A 16815-nucleotide genomic window follows, 5' to 3' on the forward strand; every position below is an offset into this window, starting at 1 on the left:
CCTGGCGTACCAGCCCCCGGGGAAAACAGGTGCAATCAACTGTCCGGCTGCACGACAAAGGGCAGTTCTACCCTTTGCAGTTTTGCCCGGTCGATCGCCTGTTGGGTGAAGGTTTTGAGCAACGCCTTTTGCTCTTCATCGATCGTCTTCAACTCAGCAGCGTATTGCGCATCGGTCATGATGCGTCCCGGTGCAAAGTCGCTTTCCGGCTTGTTCAGTTCCGCGCCGAGCACCCTGAGCGCTTCCTTCAGCCGAGCCTTTTGCTCAAGGGTCAGCGTTGTGTCGTTCGCACGCTGGTCCAAGGCCATATAGAAGTCTGTCGTGGCATCGATCCGGCGCCTGAACACTTTGAAAGCCCGTCGGTTGACACCCTCGACATAGGATGACCAGAACGGCTGCTCGACAAGCAAATCACCGAGCAGCTCACCTTCCTCAAGGTCGAGCACACGCAGGTAAGCATTGTCGGTCATCGCCGAGGTGACACCCGCGATCCCTCGGAACTGCATGTTTCGAGACTGCCAGGGCAAGTCCAGCCGTTCGGCAAGATCGGTCATGAACGCCAGGTGAACTTCCACCTCATCGATCGTGCCCATCACCTCCCCCATGGCATTGACACGCCTGAACTCCTCGCCCATCGCCTCGCGTTCGGAAATGGTTTTGCGGGCAATCCTGCTCAGTTCATCCAGACGTGACTTGCCTCGCGCCAGCGTGACCAGTTCACCCTCCACGAGCGAAGGATTGGCCAACTCATAGGCTTCATGAATCAGCACCTCCAGGCCCATGGCATTGAACAGCTGCGCGCCCGCATCGACGCACGTTGTGGGCACCGTACTCATGGTGAAGAGTTTTTGCCGAAGCTCGGTATTTTTCGACATCGCCTCGAGCATGCGCCAGACCTTGGCGGTCATATCGACCCGAAACCCGAGGTCGTGCTTGAAGTGCCCCGACTCGGTGAGTTTGCGGATTTCGTTGAAAAAACCGACCGATCCGCGCTCATCCTCGACACTGTTCCAGACCGCTTGCTTCGCCACCCATTCCGGCCGTGTCATGCCCTCCTCCCAGTCGAGACTGTCACGCACACCACGGGGAGGATAAGGTCGATCGGGGTCCATGCCGATGGACTCGATGTAGTCCCTGAGCGTTTGCAGATTGGCCTCGGCCAACCACTGCGGCTCTCGGCTCAGCAAGGTGCGCGCCAGCAATTCCGCCTGAGCGGAGCCAGGGGGCACTGCCGGAATGTGGGTGATTTCGTTGCGCTGCAAATCCAGGAAAAAATGCCGGAACCGCGGTTGTGCGAACAGCCCCTGCGGCCAGGTGTGCACGCCGGTGTCCGCCAGGATCAGCGTATGCAACCTTCTCATGCCGCCAATATCCGGGACTTGCCCCAACGGATTGCCAAACAGGTCCAGAACCTCCAGTCGTGTCAGGTTGCGCAGGTCCGCGACGCCTTGTGCATCCAGGACAATACGGTTGCCTCGCATGTTGAGTTCCGTCAGCGCGCGCATGCGGCGGATGGCACCGGGAACAGCGGAGAACGCATTGCCGTTGAGGTTGAGCGAACGCAAGCGGGGAAAATGATCGAGAAAGGAACTGTGTGCGTCGGTCAATTCGGACAGGGTCAGATTGAGGCGCGTGACGTGATCGAAATTACCTTCCAGGGCAGGCATGGTGCGCAGATGACGCCCCAGCGGGATGTTTTCCAGGTCGAGCACAACGCCCTGCAGATGACCGAATGAATCCACGTGGCGCAACCCGGTGTGCTGCCAGCATTCCCTGATCTCTTTGTATAAAGCGTTTCTGGCTTGCCATTCGGCGACGCCGGCAGGCGTGAAGCTGTACGCTTCGGTCGGCGATTTCAACCAGCGTTGAAAATTGGCGTTGAGCCGATCGAATTCCGCTTCGAGTGCGCTGGCCCTCTGCTCCAGACTGAGTTCGCTGCCACTCATCTGCAGATAGGCCAAGGCTTCGGCCTCCGTCCATCCGGGGCGGACAACTCGCACCCGCTCTTGCGGCGTCATGGGTTCGTTGATTCGACTTAGCCCATGAGCCACCCCGCGCATGCCGCCACGCAGGCGCATCGTGACGGGGTCATACGCCGGTTTGCGTACAGGGTTATCGCCCAGAAGCGCGCTGAACCTGTCCCGTGGCAACGGCGTTTTTTGAATGGCGGACTTGAGCGTGGCACCTTGGTTGACGTGATACCCCAGCGCGTTTCGCTCGGCATCCGGCAAGGCATGCAACACCGACGCGTATAAATCATCGGCCCCGTGCAATTGCAGATCATCGGTATCGCGCGCCTGGTATTGGCCGTCCTCGCTGACCAGGATTCTGCGGTGGGTGGCGTCCGTCGGGCCGACGCTGTCGCGCAACGGGCCATCGAATGAAAACTCACGGATTTCGATCCGCACGTTTTCGGGCCAGCCGGGTAGCGCCTGCATCGAGTGCAACGCCAGCCGCTCGGTGTCCACACCGAGCGCCGCGTCGAGAAAGAGCCCTTCATAAGCGCGCGCGGTTCGTATGGCCCGCAAGGCCACTCTTACCCGCTCCCTGAGTTGCAAGGGGATGCGCGACGGCTCGGTGATGTCGAGCCGGTCTTGCGGCTCGATGTCGGCGAGCAGTTCCCGGGCTACCGCAGCGGGGAGCCCATTGAACGCATCCTGAAGCACCTGCACCTGCGGGTTGTCGGTTTGCTGCAAACGGCGACTCAGCGCGTCAAGCAGAGCTGCGCGGCGACTGTCTGCTCGCCCGGCCAGCTGGTTTTTCAAGGCATCGATGCGGACTTGCTCGTCCGTTGAAATGCCCTGCCCGAGCATCGCGTGGATATCGGCCTCGTTCGCAAACTTCACGGCACGCTCCGGCAGTTTCCCTGAACGAACCTCGGCACGGCTTATCTTCAGCGTGTCGGCGGGCAGAGCATCGACGTTGCCGAATTTGATCGAGCGCCCGCTATGCCCAGGGCCGTCAAACAGCTCGATGCCTTTTTGCTCGGGCCATCCGGGCCATTCAACCAGCAAGCGGGGCACCTGCTCGACGAATGCTTGCGGAACCTCGTTGAGCCTTATCTGCCCGGGTAGTTTTTGCACTTCGGCCCAGGCCTGGAAGCGTTCGATCGTGTCGGTCAGCAACGCAGGCGGCGGTTCGCTGACCACATGCAAGCGACGCAATTCGTCCTCCTCCATGCCGCTGACGAGACGAATATGCTCCAGGGTGTTATCAGAAAAGCCCTCGACCGTCGGGCCCAGGCGCCGCATGAGGGTGGTTTTGTCCCACTCGATGGGATGGTCCAGTTCGGTTTTCCACGCGCCGCCACCGTTGTGCTCCAGTGTCGGCTGATAAGCCTGTGGCCGGGCCGGATGTTGCAAGCGTGGCTGGCCGGTGCGTGAATCGTTGATCACTTCGAAGTGTTGGTTTTCATGCTTGAGGAAGTCCTTTTCGCTGTGCCGATACAGCCCCTGCTCGCCTGGCTTCGCCTCGGCGGGCAACACCACGTCATGGGCGTAGGGTGAAAGGTCCGGCTTCCAGAGGCGCGTCTGGCCGTTGGCCAGATCAACCTTTTTCAACCGGTTGATAAACGCCGATGGTTTGACCGACGCCGCCGCACCGGCCGGCAAGACATGCCCGGCGCCCATAATGGCCAACTGCGCGAAATTGATCATGACGCCGGTGAGATGGGACGCCGCGTCTTCCTTGTCGCCCTTGCTCCAGTCTTCGAAGCCTTCGAGGGTTTCCAGGACCATCTGCCCGACCATGGCGGCCAGCATCGCTTCGCCCAGGCCGGGCACCAGCATGGCGCCGAAATTGAACACGTTCCAGCCGATGTTCAGATAGCTGATCAGCCGGTTCCAACGGGTGGTGGCGTCTTCATCGCCGGTCGGCACAGCGATGTGCCGCGCATCGGCAATCGCTTTCTCCCTGCGCCAAAGACTTGTTTGCGCCCAGAGATCGCCCGAAATGATATGGGTGACAGGCTCTGCGTTGGCATTTTCAACGGCGCTCTCCCGCCACCACGGCCCCATGTCCAGCGGCTCGCGCTGTTTCCAGGTGAAGGTCGAGAGGCGCTCGCGAACCCGGGCAAAAAACTTGCCCTGGTCTTTTTGCGCGACAAAACGGCTGAAAAACTGTTGATAACCCGGCGAGCGCAACTGGCTCGTCAGCGCCTTCATGAAGTCAGTGAAGGACTCGTATTCCTTGAAGGGGTGGTCGGGATCATCGGGGACATACGCAATCAGCGTCCCCTCCAGACGACTTTGTTGATAAGCATCGTCCCGTTGCAACATGGCCTCAACGAGACCGCTGGGGCCATTGGCGAAAAACGCCTGGAGCAACTTGAACTGATCAAACTCCTGCCCCGGGAGCAGTGTCAGACGTCGCGACCATTCCAGCATCGTTCGTTGATGCTGTGGAATCAGCGCGTCGTAAACCCGTTTGATTTTTGAAGGGTCCGCCACTGCACTGAACAACACAATGCCGGACAGCCTGAACCCCATAATCGCCAGCCGGTGGCATTGCAGGGGCCGACGGCCCATCAAAATGCCTTGTTCGTTGTCACGAATCTGCCGGAGTTTCCCGTAGCCATAGGACGTGATGTCTTTTTTCAGATACGCGATCAGCGCCGATTCGTGAAACGCGGCTTTTTCACTGGCCGTGCATTGATTCACGACGTTCGCTCTGGCCGTCACCTCTTCGGGCATCAGCAATGCCTTGATGTGACGCTGATAGTGCGCACCGATATCGAGCGTGCGGCACAGGGCGGCAAATTTTTCGACCGTCAGCGTATGCCGCTGAAGTTCGTTTTCGTCGTCCCTGATGAAGATGCCCGAGCCATCGCGAAACGCGCCCTCCTGCGTTTCGGGGGCCTCGAAATTGTGCAGGGCCGCTTCCAGCAATGATGATTGCCTGAGCCGACTGGCATGGGTATCGATGCCAATGGCCAGATTGGCGGGGACGTACAGCCGAATCAGCGTCGCGTTGACGTCCAGTTCCAGGTTCAAATGCTCTTTCAAAGCCTGGACCAGCAAGGGCTCGGCGAAGGCAAGAATGTCCTGCTGTACATTCTTCAGCGCCTCGTCCAATGGCCCCTGAAGGCGCCAGCGCTCGTCGATCAACTCCTTGAGGTACTGGCGATCAATGGCGCTTGAATTCAAATACCACTCAGGAAACTCCGGTTTCGAATGGGCAAAGGCAACCAGGCGTGAGGCGGGCGCGTCTTTGACCGGCGCGGGCAGTTTGCCCAGCAGATAATCACGATACACATTGTTATTCACTTCTCTTGCCTGCCCGGCAATGGCTGGCCGACCCGGGCTGTCCGAACGTTCACTCATTTCGCAAATCCTTATGCGACGAATTGAACCACCAGATTATTGGCTGGCGACGAAAACAAAAGCTCAAAAAACAGCGCCGAAATCACGAATACATCAACGTCGCATTCGATTTAAGAATCTAAAAAACAGGCAATTACCACCCGAACCCCGTGCAAAAGTGCTCCCCCGCGTAATGGTAGTTTTTAGCGGGCAGCAAAGGGGCTAAGATGCGCCAGAATTCCCATCAGGAAACCGGACATGCGCCTACCCGATTTCATCAGGCAACACGTAGACCGTATCGTCGATGAATGGGAGCAGTTCGCCAGCACCATTACTCCGGCGGCCGAGCACATGGACAAGGTCGCCCTGCGCGATCACGCCAAGGTCATTTTGCTGGCCGCCGCGCGTGACATGACCACCGCGCAAACCTCCAACGAACAGATGGCCAAGGCCAAGGGCGAAGGCCCGGAAAAAACCCCGAGCCTGGACGAGGCCGGTGCCAGTCATGGCGAACTGCGGCATACCGTGGGGTTTGATCTGGTACAGATGACATCGGAATTCCGTCATTTGCGTGCCTGCGTCATCCGTTTGTGGGTCGACAGCCTGGCGTCTCCGGACATGGCCTATTTCCAGGACATGATCCGTTTCAACGAAGCCATTGACGAAGCACTCGCCGAATCCACCGCGGCCTACGCCGAGCAGGTCAATCGTTCGCGGGATATCTTTCTGGCGATCCTGGGGCATGACCTGCGGGCACCCTTGCAAGCGGTGAGCATGTCCACCGAATTACTGCTGCGCAAAGCCAAGCTTGAAGGCGATGCGCTGACCTGCGCGGTCAATATCAAGCACGGCGCGCGGCACATGGCGGCGATGGTCGGCGATTTGCTGGAGCTGGTGCGCAGTCGCCTGGGTAAAAGCCTGCCGATCGAACGGGCCCCCATGGACCTGGCCGATGCCGCCCATGCGGCGATTGCCGAAGCCTGCGCCGGTAACCCCGAGTGCGATCCGACGGTCCACGTAAAGGGTGACACCCGAGGCGCCTGGGATGCCGGACGAGTGAGTCAACTGTTGCAGAACCTGATCGGCAACGCCTTGCAGCATGGGTTGAACAAGCGTGACGTAACGGTGACCCTGACGGGCGAGCCGGACACGGTTCGCCTCACGGTGCATAACTATGGCGCTCCGATCCCCGAGGAAGCGATCGGCACGATTTTCGATCCGCTGGTGCGCAGCGCTGACGAGCAGCTCGGCCAACCCTCCACCAGCCTTGGTTTGGGGTTGTTTATCGTCAAGGAAGTGGTCGATGCACACGGCGGGACGATCGAAGTCAGTTCCAGCGAAGCGGACGGCACGCTGTTTACCGTGGTGTTGCCGCGCAAGGTTTAATACCACGGACCGCGTCATCGTTCATCGCGAGCAGGCTCGCTCCCACAGTTGACCGTATTCCTTCTGGAAGAACCCGATCCAATGTGAGAGCGAGCCTGCTCGCGAAGGGGCCGTGTCAAACGACACAAAACCAGCAGAACACTACTCGACGACCAACCGCCCCAACCGCTGCTTGAGCATGCGATTCTCCGCCCGCAGCTGCTGGACCTCTTCAAGCAGGTCCAGCGCCAGGGCGACGCCTTCCCACTCCAGCTCCAGATCGCGCCGCAGCTTGGCGGCGCGCTTGGCCAGAGCCAGCTCGTAATCGTTGAAAACCCAATCCTTGGGCTGCTTGCCCTGAGGTTCGAGGATGCCGTGCTCGACGATTTCGATCACGTAGACGTCCGACAGCTCGGTCGCCTCACAGAATTCTGCCATGTCCAGTTGAACGATCAGGGGCTTGCTCATGATGGGCTACTCCGTCTCTTGGATCAGAAATTTTCTCTCGGGTCGAAAGCGGCTTTTTTCGCCAGTTCTTCCCACAGCGCCTTGACCTCGTCGCTCGAAGTCTTGGGCATCACGGCTTTCAATTGCACGAACAGGTAGCCTCGCTCGCCCGCCTTGTTCAGCAGACCGTGCCCCTTGGCGCGCATGCGCTGGCCGTTCTGGCTGCCGGCCGGGACCTTGAGGTTGATCTTGCCGGTCAGTGTAGGCACGGCGACTTCGGTACCCAGCGCCAACTCCCAGGGCGCCAGCGGCAAGGTAATGATCAGGTTCTCGCCTTCGACGTCGAATTTTGGGTGCGGCGCAAAGCGAATGATCAGGAACAGATCGCCGTTGGCCCCGCCACCGATGCCCGGCGCCCCCTGGCCCTTGAGGCGGATGCGCTCGCCGTCGGTCACACCGGCCGGGATTTTCACGTTCAGGCTTTTGCTGGTGTTGCTGACGTGCTGGCCGGCCGCGTTGTACTGCGGCACCTGGAAGGAGACCTTCTTCGACTCGTTCGACAGGCTTTCTTCCAGAAAAATCGGTAGTTCCATTTCCACGTCTTGCCCTCGGCGCCCGGCACTGCGGCCCGACTGTCCACCACCAAAACCCGGACCACGGTTGCCGAAGATCGAACTGAAGAAGTCCGAAAAATCGCCCGTGTCCTGACCACCGCCGAACCCACCGCCGCCACGGCCCTGCCAACCCGGCGGCCCCTGGAACGGTTGGCCGTGCTGGCCGTATTTGCGCAAGTCGTCATATTCGGCGCGCTTGTCGGCACTTTTCAGCGCTTCATAAGCTTCCGAGGCGTCCTTGAACTTGGCCTCGGCGTCCTTTTCCTTGCTGACATCGGGGTGGTATTTGCGCGCCAGTTTCCGATAAGCCGCCTTGATCGTCTTATCGTCCGCGGTCGGTTCCACACCGAGAATCTTGTAATAGTCTTTGAAGTCCATCTAAGGATCACCATCCGTTATCGATATCGCGCCGTCACCGTAGTCTGCGCGTATTTCCAGGCGCCGGGTTGACCGATCTCAAGTTTGTGACCGGGTAGCGCGTCAGAAGTTTATCGGCAGCAGTGGGCGGTTCTTGCGACCGTCCGATGGCTGCCAGGCTCAATGCAGACAAGTTTGGGGCATCCGGCCATCTTATCAAGGCGCCATTGGTGTATTTAGCGGATAGTCGGCCTTCGAATCTGCGCCGCACTGACATACACTGCGCGGCCGTTTTTTAACCGGAACCTGAAAGACATGAAAAACGCATCTCCAGCCCGTGCCTGTGGTATCGACTTCGGCACGTCCAACTCCACCGTCGGCTGGCTGCGCCCCGGCATGGAAACGCTGATCGCGCTGGAGGACGACAAGATCACCCTGCCGTCGGTGGTGTTCTTCAACATGGAAGAACGCCGCCCGGTGTACGGTCGGCTGGCGCTGCACGAGTACCTGGAAGGCTACGAAGGCCGGCTGATGCGCTCGCTCAAGAGCCTGCTGGGCTCCAAGCTGATCAAGCACGACACCAGCGTCCTCGGCACGGCGATGCCGTTCAAGGACCTGCTCGGGCTGTTTATCGGCCAGTTGAAGAAGCGCGCCGAGACGGCCGCCGGTCGGGAATTCGAGGAAGTGGTGCTGGGCCGCCCAGTGTTCTTCGTCGATGACGACGAAATGGCCGACCAGGAGGCCGAGAACACCCTGGTGGACGTGGCGCGCGCCATCGGCTTCAAGGATGTGTCGTTCCAGTACGAACCGATTGCGGCGGCATTCGACTACGAGTCGACCATCGAAAAGGAAGAGCTGGTGCTGATCGTCGACATCGGCGGTGGTACCTCCGACTTCTCGCTGGTGCGCCTGTCCCCGGAGCGCCGCACCCACGACAACCGTCACGACGACATCCTCGCCACCGGCGGCGTGCACATCGGCGGGACCGACTTCGACAAGCAGTTGAGCCTGCAGGGCCTGATGCCGTTGTTCGGCTACGGCAGCCGCATGAAGAGCGGCGCCTACATGCCCACCAGCCACCACATGAACCTGGCGACCTGGCACACCATCAACTCGGTGTACTCGCAGAAGTCGACCCTGGCCCTGGGCAGCATGCGCTACGACATAGAAGACACCGGCGGTATTGATCGCCTGTTCAAGCTGATCGACCAGCGCGCCGGACACTGGCTGGCCATGGAAGTGGAAGAAACCAAGATCCAGCTGACCCACGCCGACAGCCGCCATGTGCCGCTGGACCGCATCGAGCCGGGCTTGAGCGTTGAGCTGAGTCGCGCACTGTTCGAGTCGGCCATCGACAACCTGCTGGAGCGCGTGCGCAACAGCGTGACCCAACTGCTGAACGACGCCAACGTGCGGGTCGATCAGGTCGACACGGTGTTCTTCACGGGCGGTTCGAGCGGCATTCCGGCGCTGCGCCACAGCGTGTCGGCGATGTTGCCGAATGCGCGGCATGTGGAAGGGAACATCTTCGGCAGCATCGGCAGCGGGTTGGCGATCGAGGCGATGAAGCGTTACGGCACGATGGACTGATTCGCAACCCGAGGAAGTGATCGTTCCCACCACAGAGCGTGGGAACGATCATGGGGTGGTTACACCATCCCCACCTGCTTCAACTCACTCTTCAGGTACGCGTAATAAATCGGCCCCGCCACCACCCCTGGCAGGCCGAACGCGGCCTCGAACACCAGCATTGCCAGCAGCAACTCCCACGACTTGGCACTGATCTGCCCGCCGACAATGCGCGCGTTGAGGAAGTATTCGAGCTTGTGGATAAAAATCAGATAACCCAGCGCCGCCATGGCGACCCAGATCGACAGCGACAAGCCGACGATGGTGATCAGCGTGTTCGACATCAGGTTGCCGATCACCGGTAACAGACCGAGCAGGAAGGTCAGCACGATCAGGGTTTTGGTCAGCGGCAGCTGGACGCCGAACATCGGCAGGATCACCGCCAGGAAGATCCCGGTAAAGAAGGTGTTGAGCAGGGAAATCTTGATCTGGGCGAAGACGATATTGCGAAACGCCTGGACCAGCAGGTGCAGGCGGTCGAACAACGCGGCAGCCAGCGGCTTGCGCTTGGTCACGTCCGGTATGCGCTGCAAGGCGATGATCGCCCCGAGCACCATGCCGATCAGCAGCGTCACAAACATGTGCGCCGCGTCCTTGCCGACCAGTTGCAAGTCGCTCAGGTGCTTGCTCATCCACTCGCCGATGGCCACGCGAAATTCCGCGGCACTGGCGGGCAGATAGGCGTCGATGAACGGCGGCAGTTGCCCGCGCGCGCGGTCAACCACGTGCATGAATTTGTCGAGCGATGCGCCCGGGTTTTCCGCCTCGTGCAGCAAAAAGCTGATGGCGCCGGCAAAAATCAGGGTCAACACGCTGACCACTAACGTCCCCAGCAACGCCACCGCCAGCCAGCGCGCGCGTCGACCTTCGATCAGCCGCTGCAACTGCGGGGTGAGCATGTTGACCAGTTCGAACACCAGCAACCCGGCCAGCAGGCTAGGCAGCAGTCGCAGCGGGATCACCAGCAGCAAACCACCAAAGATGATGACCCAACTGATCAGCAGCAAAACGTGGCGTTGAGAAAACGTTGGCATACAGCCTCAAAACGAACGACGTAAAAGGATTGGCAGTCTGCCAGCGTTCGCAGGCCAGCACTAGGGATTGTGTAGGGCGACCTTAGTGGGGCGTGGGCGATTTTTTATAGCGGCCATGCTGGCCCCTTCGCGAGCAGGCTCGCTCCCACATCAGTCCTGCGAACACAGTTCCATTGTGGGAGCGGGCTTGCTCGCAAAGGGGCCCTCACAGCCATCACAATCTGCCGCCCGTTATGACTCAGTTATTTATTTTTTCTTCAGGCAATCACTCATGAATGCTTTGCGCTCATCACCCTTAAGCGCTTTGGTCGCCGCATCGGCGTTGCAGGTTTTCATTTTCTCTTGCTGAGGGGTCAGAGTCTTGGCGTCATTGGCGGCCGGCGCCGCCTTGAGGCAGGTGCTCATGAAGGCTTTGCGCTCGTCGCCCTTGAGGCCTTTCGCGGTAGCGTCAGCGTTGCAGGTGGTCATCTTGTTCTGTTGCTCAGTGGCGGCGAAGCCCTGGGCACTAAGCAGCAAACCGATCATCAACAAAGGGACACGCAACATCATCATGGAGTTTTCTCCTTGTTGCCGCACCGAGGGGTGCGGCCTCAATCTGGAGTGTAGACAACCCCTGTTACACATTCATCCACCGCCGCAATCGATGGTTCTCAATCAACCTCCGATTCCAGAAGATCTTTAAAGGCTTCCCGGTATCGCTGATAAGCATCAACCCGGTTATCAATGACCGACGCGGGCATCCGCTCGAACAAGACCGGCGTGCCCCCCTCGACCGCATAAGTCTGTCCAAGCTCACGCAACGACGTCCATTGGGCATATGCCGCACCCTCCTCATAGAGCTTGTTGATTTTTATCTGCCGGAACGTGTTCGCCTCGGAAACCGCAGGCAATACCGCCGGCCCTGGCGCGGCTTCATTGATAAAGGCGTACTCGGCCACGGCCGGCCCGGGGGTCAGTGTGGTCACCGGCGGCATTTCGAAATTGAAGTGTGCATTGCTGGCCAAGTGCGCTGCGGGAAATTCCGGCCACGAGTCAGCGACGACCAGAGCATCGAGATTGCTCAGATCATCTCCTATCACTACATATTGATGATCAAAACGGGTGGCCCTGACAATGTGAATGCTGGACGTCCGGGGCTGGCTGGCGAGAATCGAAAACGTGACCTTCGAGTTCTCCGAACAATTCCCGCCCTTGATATCAATGGCTTTGCGAGCGGCCTCAGCGGTGGTCAATTTTGCAGAGAACCCGCCCTCCTCAAGGTCCATCCCTCGCAGGCCTTTGATTTTGGCAATCGCCGAACCGCCGTTTTCCCACATGCTTGGCAACTGATTCCCCGATAACGGCAGGAGCTCCTTGGCTCGATAGATCGCGTCCTGCGCCATTTTCAAGTTGGCCATGGTTTGAGGCGATACCTGAACCGGCCCTTCGGTCTCGACCACGGCCTGGGAAAACCACTCCCCATAGCTGCTTAAATCAGCCAGCTCCGGACTTGGCGTTACACCGTTCTCCCGGACTGAATGTAACAGCGCCTGGTAGGCATTGGCCCGCCCGGTCTGTTCCAGATTGCGCGCATTCAACCCCAGGTTTCGTTCCAGTTCCGTGAGCGGCACCAGGCCCTCTTTGGTAAACAGGCGCCCGGTCAACGCGTTGAACTGCTCTGGCAGCATCAGCTTCTGCAGATCAGGCAACGCCTCGATACTTTGGACGATCCGCAGGCCTGGCCCGGCCTCTCCGGTCGCATTGGCTGCGTTCAGCGCCTCGAAAAGGTCGAAAAGATAATCCTGTGGAAGGCTGTCGTGAATCAGTTTCAGGCCGCGCAGATAATCGAATCGCTTGAATGCCGAAACAGAAGGATGGAACGCTACCGTGACCAGGTCGCTGTATTGGCCGCCGATGTCTTCCAGGACTGCACGTTCGCCGCCCGCGCCCGGCGAGCCACCACGCAGGCGCATCAATTGAGGATCGTAAGTGAGCGGGTCAAGAACCGGCAGACCGTCCAGCACCTTCAGCAACTGATAGGGCTGCAATGCGTTGTCGCGCAGGGCCAGCTTCAGTTTGGGGCCCTGGCCGATATAGATGTTCAGCGCGTTACGCTCGGCGTCCGGCAACGCCTGCAAAATAGCGGAAAACAGATCCATGCCCGAATGCAGGGCATTTGCGTCTTCGTCATAAGCGACGAATGTCGAGTCATGAAGCTCGACGAGCGTACGGCGAATCCCTGCGTCGTCCTGGCCGATACTGTCGAGCAGGGTTCCGTCGTACTCGAACCGTCGGACCTCAATGCGCACATCGGGATTCCAGCCGCGAAGATGCTCAAGGGAGTGCAGCGCCAGTCGGTCCATGTCGGGACTGTCGACCGAGTCGAGGTAAAAACCTTCATAAGCACGGCTCATGCGCACGTCTCGCAGCGCCCAACGCGCGAGGTTTTCCAGCCTTGCGGGCAACTGCCCGCGCTCAATCGCCTGGACTTCGGAGGGCGTGGCGATGGACAGCAACTCCCGGGCGACAGTGCCAGGCAGGCCCGGCACTTGGGCCTGGATCGTTTTTGCGCTGTCACTCGTGGCAGCTTCGACACGACGATAACGTGCGTTGAACAGCGACGTGCGCTTGCTCCTGGCCCGTTTCGCCAACTCGGCCCGCAGATTTTTGGCGTTCAGCTCCAGCGTGCTGGGCGTGATATGAAACTCGACGCCCAACAAGGTGTTCAGTTGTGCTTCATCCAGGTGCGATAACAGCGTCTTGAGCAGATCGACGTCAGCCAGACGATTGCTGTTTATCTGGACACCCGGCCCGCCCGCGCGACCGATGACCCGAAGCACTTCGCCCCTGGCGTCTACCAGCTCAATCGCATTGCCGGGCCACAGACCATCGAGCAGCTGAAATTGCATCTCGGGATCGGCGCTTGAGTAATCTTGCGCACGCTCGCTGCCCATCTGCTCGATGAAGGTCTGGATGTCACGGTCGATACGAAACCGGCTCACGGTATCGCTGAGCAACGGCGATGGCCGCTCATTGTCGGCATACATTTGGCGGATCGCACTGGCATCGGTCTGGCTGACCGTGCGGATGTCGCCGTAGGCATCGGCCAGTTCACCCATGTCCGGGCCGAGTCGCGCCATCAAGGTCGTGTGATCCCACGTGAGAGGCTGCTCGCCTTCAATCACGAAGGCACCTTCGCCGTTGCTCTCCACCACGGGTTGATAGGCGTCGGAGCGGGTCGGATGTTTAACCCTGTGTTTGCCGTTCTGTGGATCTTTCGTCAGTTCGAAGTGCCGGGTGTCCAGCTTGAGAATCGGCTTGCCCTCATGCCGGTGCAGCCAGGTTTCATCAGGCTTTGAATCCGCAGTCAGGGTCAGGTTTTGTTTTTGATAGGGCTCAAGGTCGCGGCTCCACAGGCGTTTGGCGCCGTTGGCCAGCGTGACCGGTGTTGTCGACTCGATGAACGATGACAACTTGGGCAGTACCACCTCACTGCCGATTTTCATGCCGCCGGCGAAGGCCACCAACTGGACCAGGCTTTCGACAAACCCAATGATGTGCTCGGCCCCTTCCAGATAGAGACCTTCAGCCAGATCCACAATGCCTTCGACGACCTCGCTGACCAACTGATAAACCATGTAACCCATCATTACCTCGCCCACAAAGGGTATGAAAGGCCCCACCACCATTAACGCGGCATTGAAGACGTCGGAAAGCATTTTTTCCAGGTTGTCGAACCACGCCCAGCGCTCCATACGATCGGCATCTTGCGTCGAGATGACCATCTCCCGGGCATCGTTCAGGATTTTGTTTTGCTGTTGCTGGTAGAGATAAAGCCAAGGGTCGCCCGTAAAAAAGGTATGGATGTCGTTCTCGAACCGAACGTGCTCAAAGTGCAGGCGCGGATTCTCGATGGGCGTTTCGCGCCATACCGGCTGATCGACGCCCGGAATTTTGTCGTGTTGGGTTATTTCCACCAGCGCGGCATTGAGTGCCGAGAAGAAGCGCCCCCGTTGTTGATGGTCGACAAAACGGCTGAAGAACTGCTGATAACTGTTTGTGGAATTCCTTGGGGCATCCCGCAATTGGCGAGTGAGCTCACGGGCGAACTCGGCCTTCGAGGCGTACTCTTTCAGTGGATGCTCCGGGTCATGTGGCACATAGACAATGACTCGCCGGGCGGCGCTGTCGTGGATATGCAGATCAGGGGCGATCAGCACGATGCCTCTCAACTGGACATCGAGAATTTTCAGCTGATAGTAATGAACGGGAAGGCCATCCATCTTCCACGCTTTAATATCCTTGAGCAGGCTTTGTACGGCCAGGTAGCCACTGGCCGAGATGTCATTTTTAAGGCTGGCCAGATACAGGGCTGCTTTTAACGCAGCCTTTTGGCTTTTTATGACTGTTTGCTGCACCACACTACGCGCCAGCCCGTCGACAGGGCGCACATAGCCTTCAAGATGGGCTTTATAGTGAGCGCCGATATCCAGAGTGCGGCAAAGTGTCTTGAATTGGTCGACACTCATGTTGTTACGAACACTGGTTATATCGAATCGATTCGATTTGTCCGGCCGGGTAATAAACTGCGAATCAGAGGTTAATACTTCTTTATCCGAAAAGTTATGTAATGCCGCATCCAGCAACGAAACAATGCGCGATTCCACGCCGTTATTGAAATTGTTGGCCCAAGGGGATAAATGGGGCGGAGAAAACAACTGCAAGAAAGTTTCCTTTACATCGACGTCTACACCGTATTGATCTTTCAGCGCCTGACGAAGCAGCGGTTCAGCAAAGGCGTAGACATCTTGCGCCTCGCTCAGCATCTGGTCGACATCGTTTTGAGCCCGCCAGCTTTCCTCCGAGGCGCGCTGCAGGGCTGCGAGCTGCATCGGTGAAGCGGTGCTAATCCATTCCGGAAGTGGGGCTATCACGGTTTTTAACGCGCTGATTCTGTGGGGTGAAGTTTGGCGCATCCATTCCGGGATAGCATTTTTTATAAGTTCGTGATGTTTGCTTTTTTGTTGTATTGCGGTTGCTGATATTTCATCGATCCGGATTGAAGTGGTCACATTGATACTCTGCATAAGTTTGCTGAACAGAAACGGCTTATGCAACTAGCGTACAACGTTAATCACTCAATCAAATGAAGTTCAATTCCGATTAGCCTGTAAGAAACTTCACCACTTAAAACTTCCAACACCCACTGACTTATTTATCTCAGATAATTCGTTGCCGACGATATTGCTCAGGCGTACACCCGGCCTGGCGTTGAAACATCGCAATAAATGCCGAACCGGTGCTGTAACCCATGTCGAAGGCAATGTTTTGAATGCTGCGTTGACTGTCCAGCGCTTCGATCGCCGCGAGGAAACGCAAGCGTTGCCGCCACTCGCCGAAACTCATGCCCAGCTCACGGACAAACTGCCGCGCCAAGGTGCGTTCGCTGACATGGATCTGCGCGGCCCAGTGCGCCAATGGCCGATTGTCCCCGGGCTCGGCTTGCAGGGCTTCAAGTATTACGAGCAATCCCGAACTGCTGGCGTAAGGCAAATAACACTCCTGGATGGGTGCCAGTTGCAACTGGTCCACCAACACCTGCGCCAGACGTTTGTCCGCATCGTGGTCGGGAATTTTCACGTCGCGGGCGGCGAAGTCCTTGAGGATCGCCTTGAGAATGTCGCTGATTGCCAGCGTGCACGCTTGTTGTGGCAACGCGGTGCACAACACCGGCGCCAGGCAGACCGCGCGATAGTTGATCGGTTGATTGCTGTAGAAACTGTGCTCGGTCTGCGGCGGCACCCACACCGCGTATTGCGGCGGCGACATGAAGCGGCTGCTGCCAATTTCCATGTGCAACACACCGTTGGCCGAATACTCGAGGGTGCCCCACGGGTGACGGTGGGTCGAGGCATATTCATGGGTGTCGAAGTCGGCATAACGGAAATAGACCGGGGACGGCAATTCTGCGAAATCGAGCAGGTCGATGTGTTTACTGGTCATGCTGTCCGTCATCAAGGGCAGGTTGTCTGGATTGAAGTATAGGCTTGCATCCAGACAGGCGGATAATCGCTCCTCACTAACGTTGAT

At 58.6% G+C, this 16815-nt stretch carries 9 protein-coding genes; 2 read left to right on the top strand and 7 right to left on the bottom strand.

What is annotated here, in order from left to right; translation table 11 throughout:
• Nucleotides 1-35: 35 nt before the first annotated feature.
• A complete protein-coding gene (locus tag AC1ROI_RS21250; protein WP_102594495.1) occupies nucleotides 36-5321 on the bottom strand; it encodes an NEL-type E3 ubiquitin ligase domain-containing protein in 5286 nt (1761 codons plus the stop codon).
• Nucleotides 5322-5558: 237 nt separating this feature from the next.
• Here AC1ROI_RS21250 and AC1ROI_RS21255 point away from each other — a divergent pair, with 237 nt between their 5' ends.
• Nucleotides 5559-6686, top strand: a complete 1128-nt coding sequence (locus AC1ROI_RS21255) for a sensor histidine kinase (protein ID WP_102594494.1) — start codon at nucleotides 5559-5561, stop codon at nucleotides 6684-6686.
• 141 nt (nucleotides 6687-6827) lie between these two features.
• Here the strand turns inward: AC1ROI_RS21255 and AC1ROI_RS21260 are convergent, their stop codons facing one another.
• Nucleotides 6828-7133, bottom strand: a complete 306-nt coding sequence (locus AC1ROI_RS21260; RefSeq protein WP_010464108.1) for a chaperone modulator CbpM — start codon at nucleotides 7131-7133, stop codon at nucleotides 6828-6830.
• A 23-nt stretch (nucleotides 7134-7156) separates the two neighbouring features.
• Nucleotides 7157-8104 (bottom strand): DnaJ C-terminal domain-containing protein, encoded by a 948-nt coding sequence (locus tag AC1ROI_RS21265; RefSeq protein ID WP_010464109.1) that lies wholly within the window; start codon nucleotides 8102-8104, stop codon nucleotides 7157-7159.
• 294 nt (nucleotides 8105-8398) lie between these two features.
• Here AC1ROI_RS21265 and AC1ROI_RS21270 point away from each other — a divergent pair, with 294 nt between their 5' ends.
• Nucleotides 8399-9673 (top strand): Hsp70 family protein, encoded by a 1275-nt coding sequence (locus tag AC1ROI_RS21270; protein ID WP_010464110.1) that lies wholly within the window; start codon nucleotides 8399-8401, stop codon nucleotides 9671-9673.
• 59 nt (nucleotides 9674-9732) lie between these two features.
• Here the strand turns inward: AC1ROI_RS21270 and AC1ROI_RS21275 are convergent, their stop codons facing one another.
• The 4 genes from AC1ROI_RS21275 to AC1ROI_RS21290 all read right to left on the bottom strand — a co-directional run bounded on the left by AC1ROI_RS21275 (nucleotide 9733) and on the right by AC1ROI_RS21290 (nucleotide 16728).
• Nucleotides 9733-10746, bottom strand: coding sequence for an AI-2E family transporter (locus AC1ROI_RS21275; RefSeq protein WP_010464112.1), 1014 nt, complete (start codon nucleotides 10744-10746; stop codon nucleotides 9733-9735).
• 246 nt (nucleotides 10747-10992) lie between these two features.
• Nucleotides 10993-11298 (bottom strand): PsiF family protein, encoded by a 306-nt coding sequence (locus tag AC1ROI_RS21280; protein ID WP_010464113.1) that lies wholly within the window; start codon nucleotides 11296-11298, stop codon nucleotides 10993-10995.
• 98 nt (nucleotides 11299-11396) lie between these two features.
• Nucleotides 11397-15797 carry a dermonecrotic toxin domain-containing protein gene (locus AC1ROI_RS21285; RefSeq protein WP_256580119.1) on the bottom strand — a complete coding sequence of 1467 codons (4401 nt, stop codon included), beginning with the start codon at nucleotides 15795-15797 and terminating at the stop codon, nucleotides 11397-11399.
• A gap of 148 nt (nucleotides 15798-15945) precedes the next feature.
• Nucleotides 15946-16728: an AraC family transcriptional regulator gene (locus AC1ROI_RS21290; RefSeq protein WP_172962163.1), complete on the bottom strand. Its 783-nt coding sequence runs from the start codon at nucleotides 16726-16728 to the stop codon at nucleotides 15946-15948.
• Nucleotides 16729-16815: the final 87 nt, after the last annotated feature.

It is taken from the genome of Pseudomonas sp. GW823-FHT02C02, from assembly GCF_058797635.1.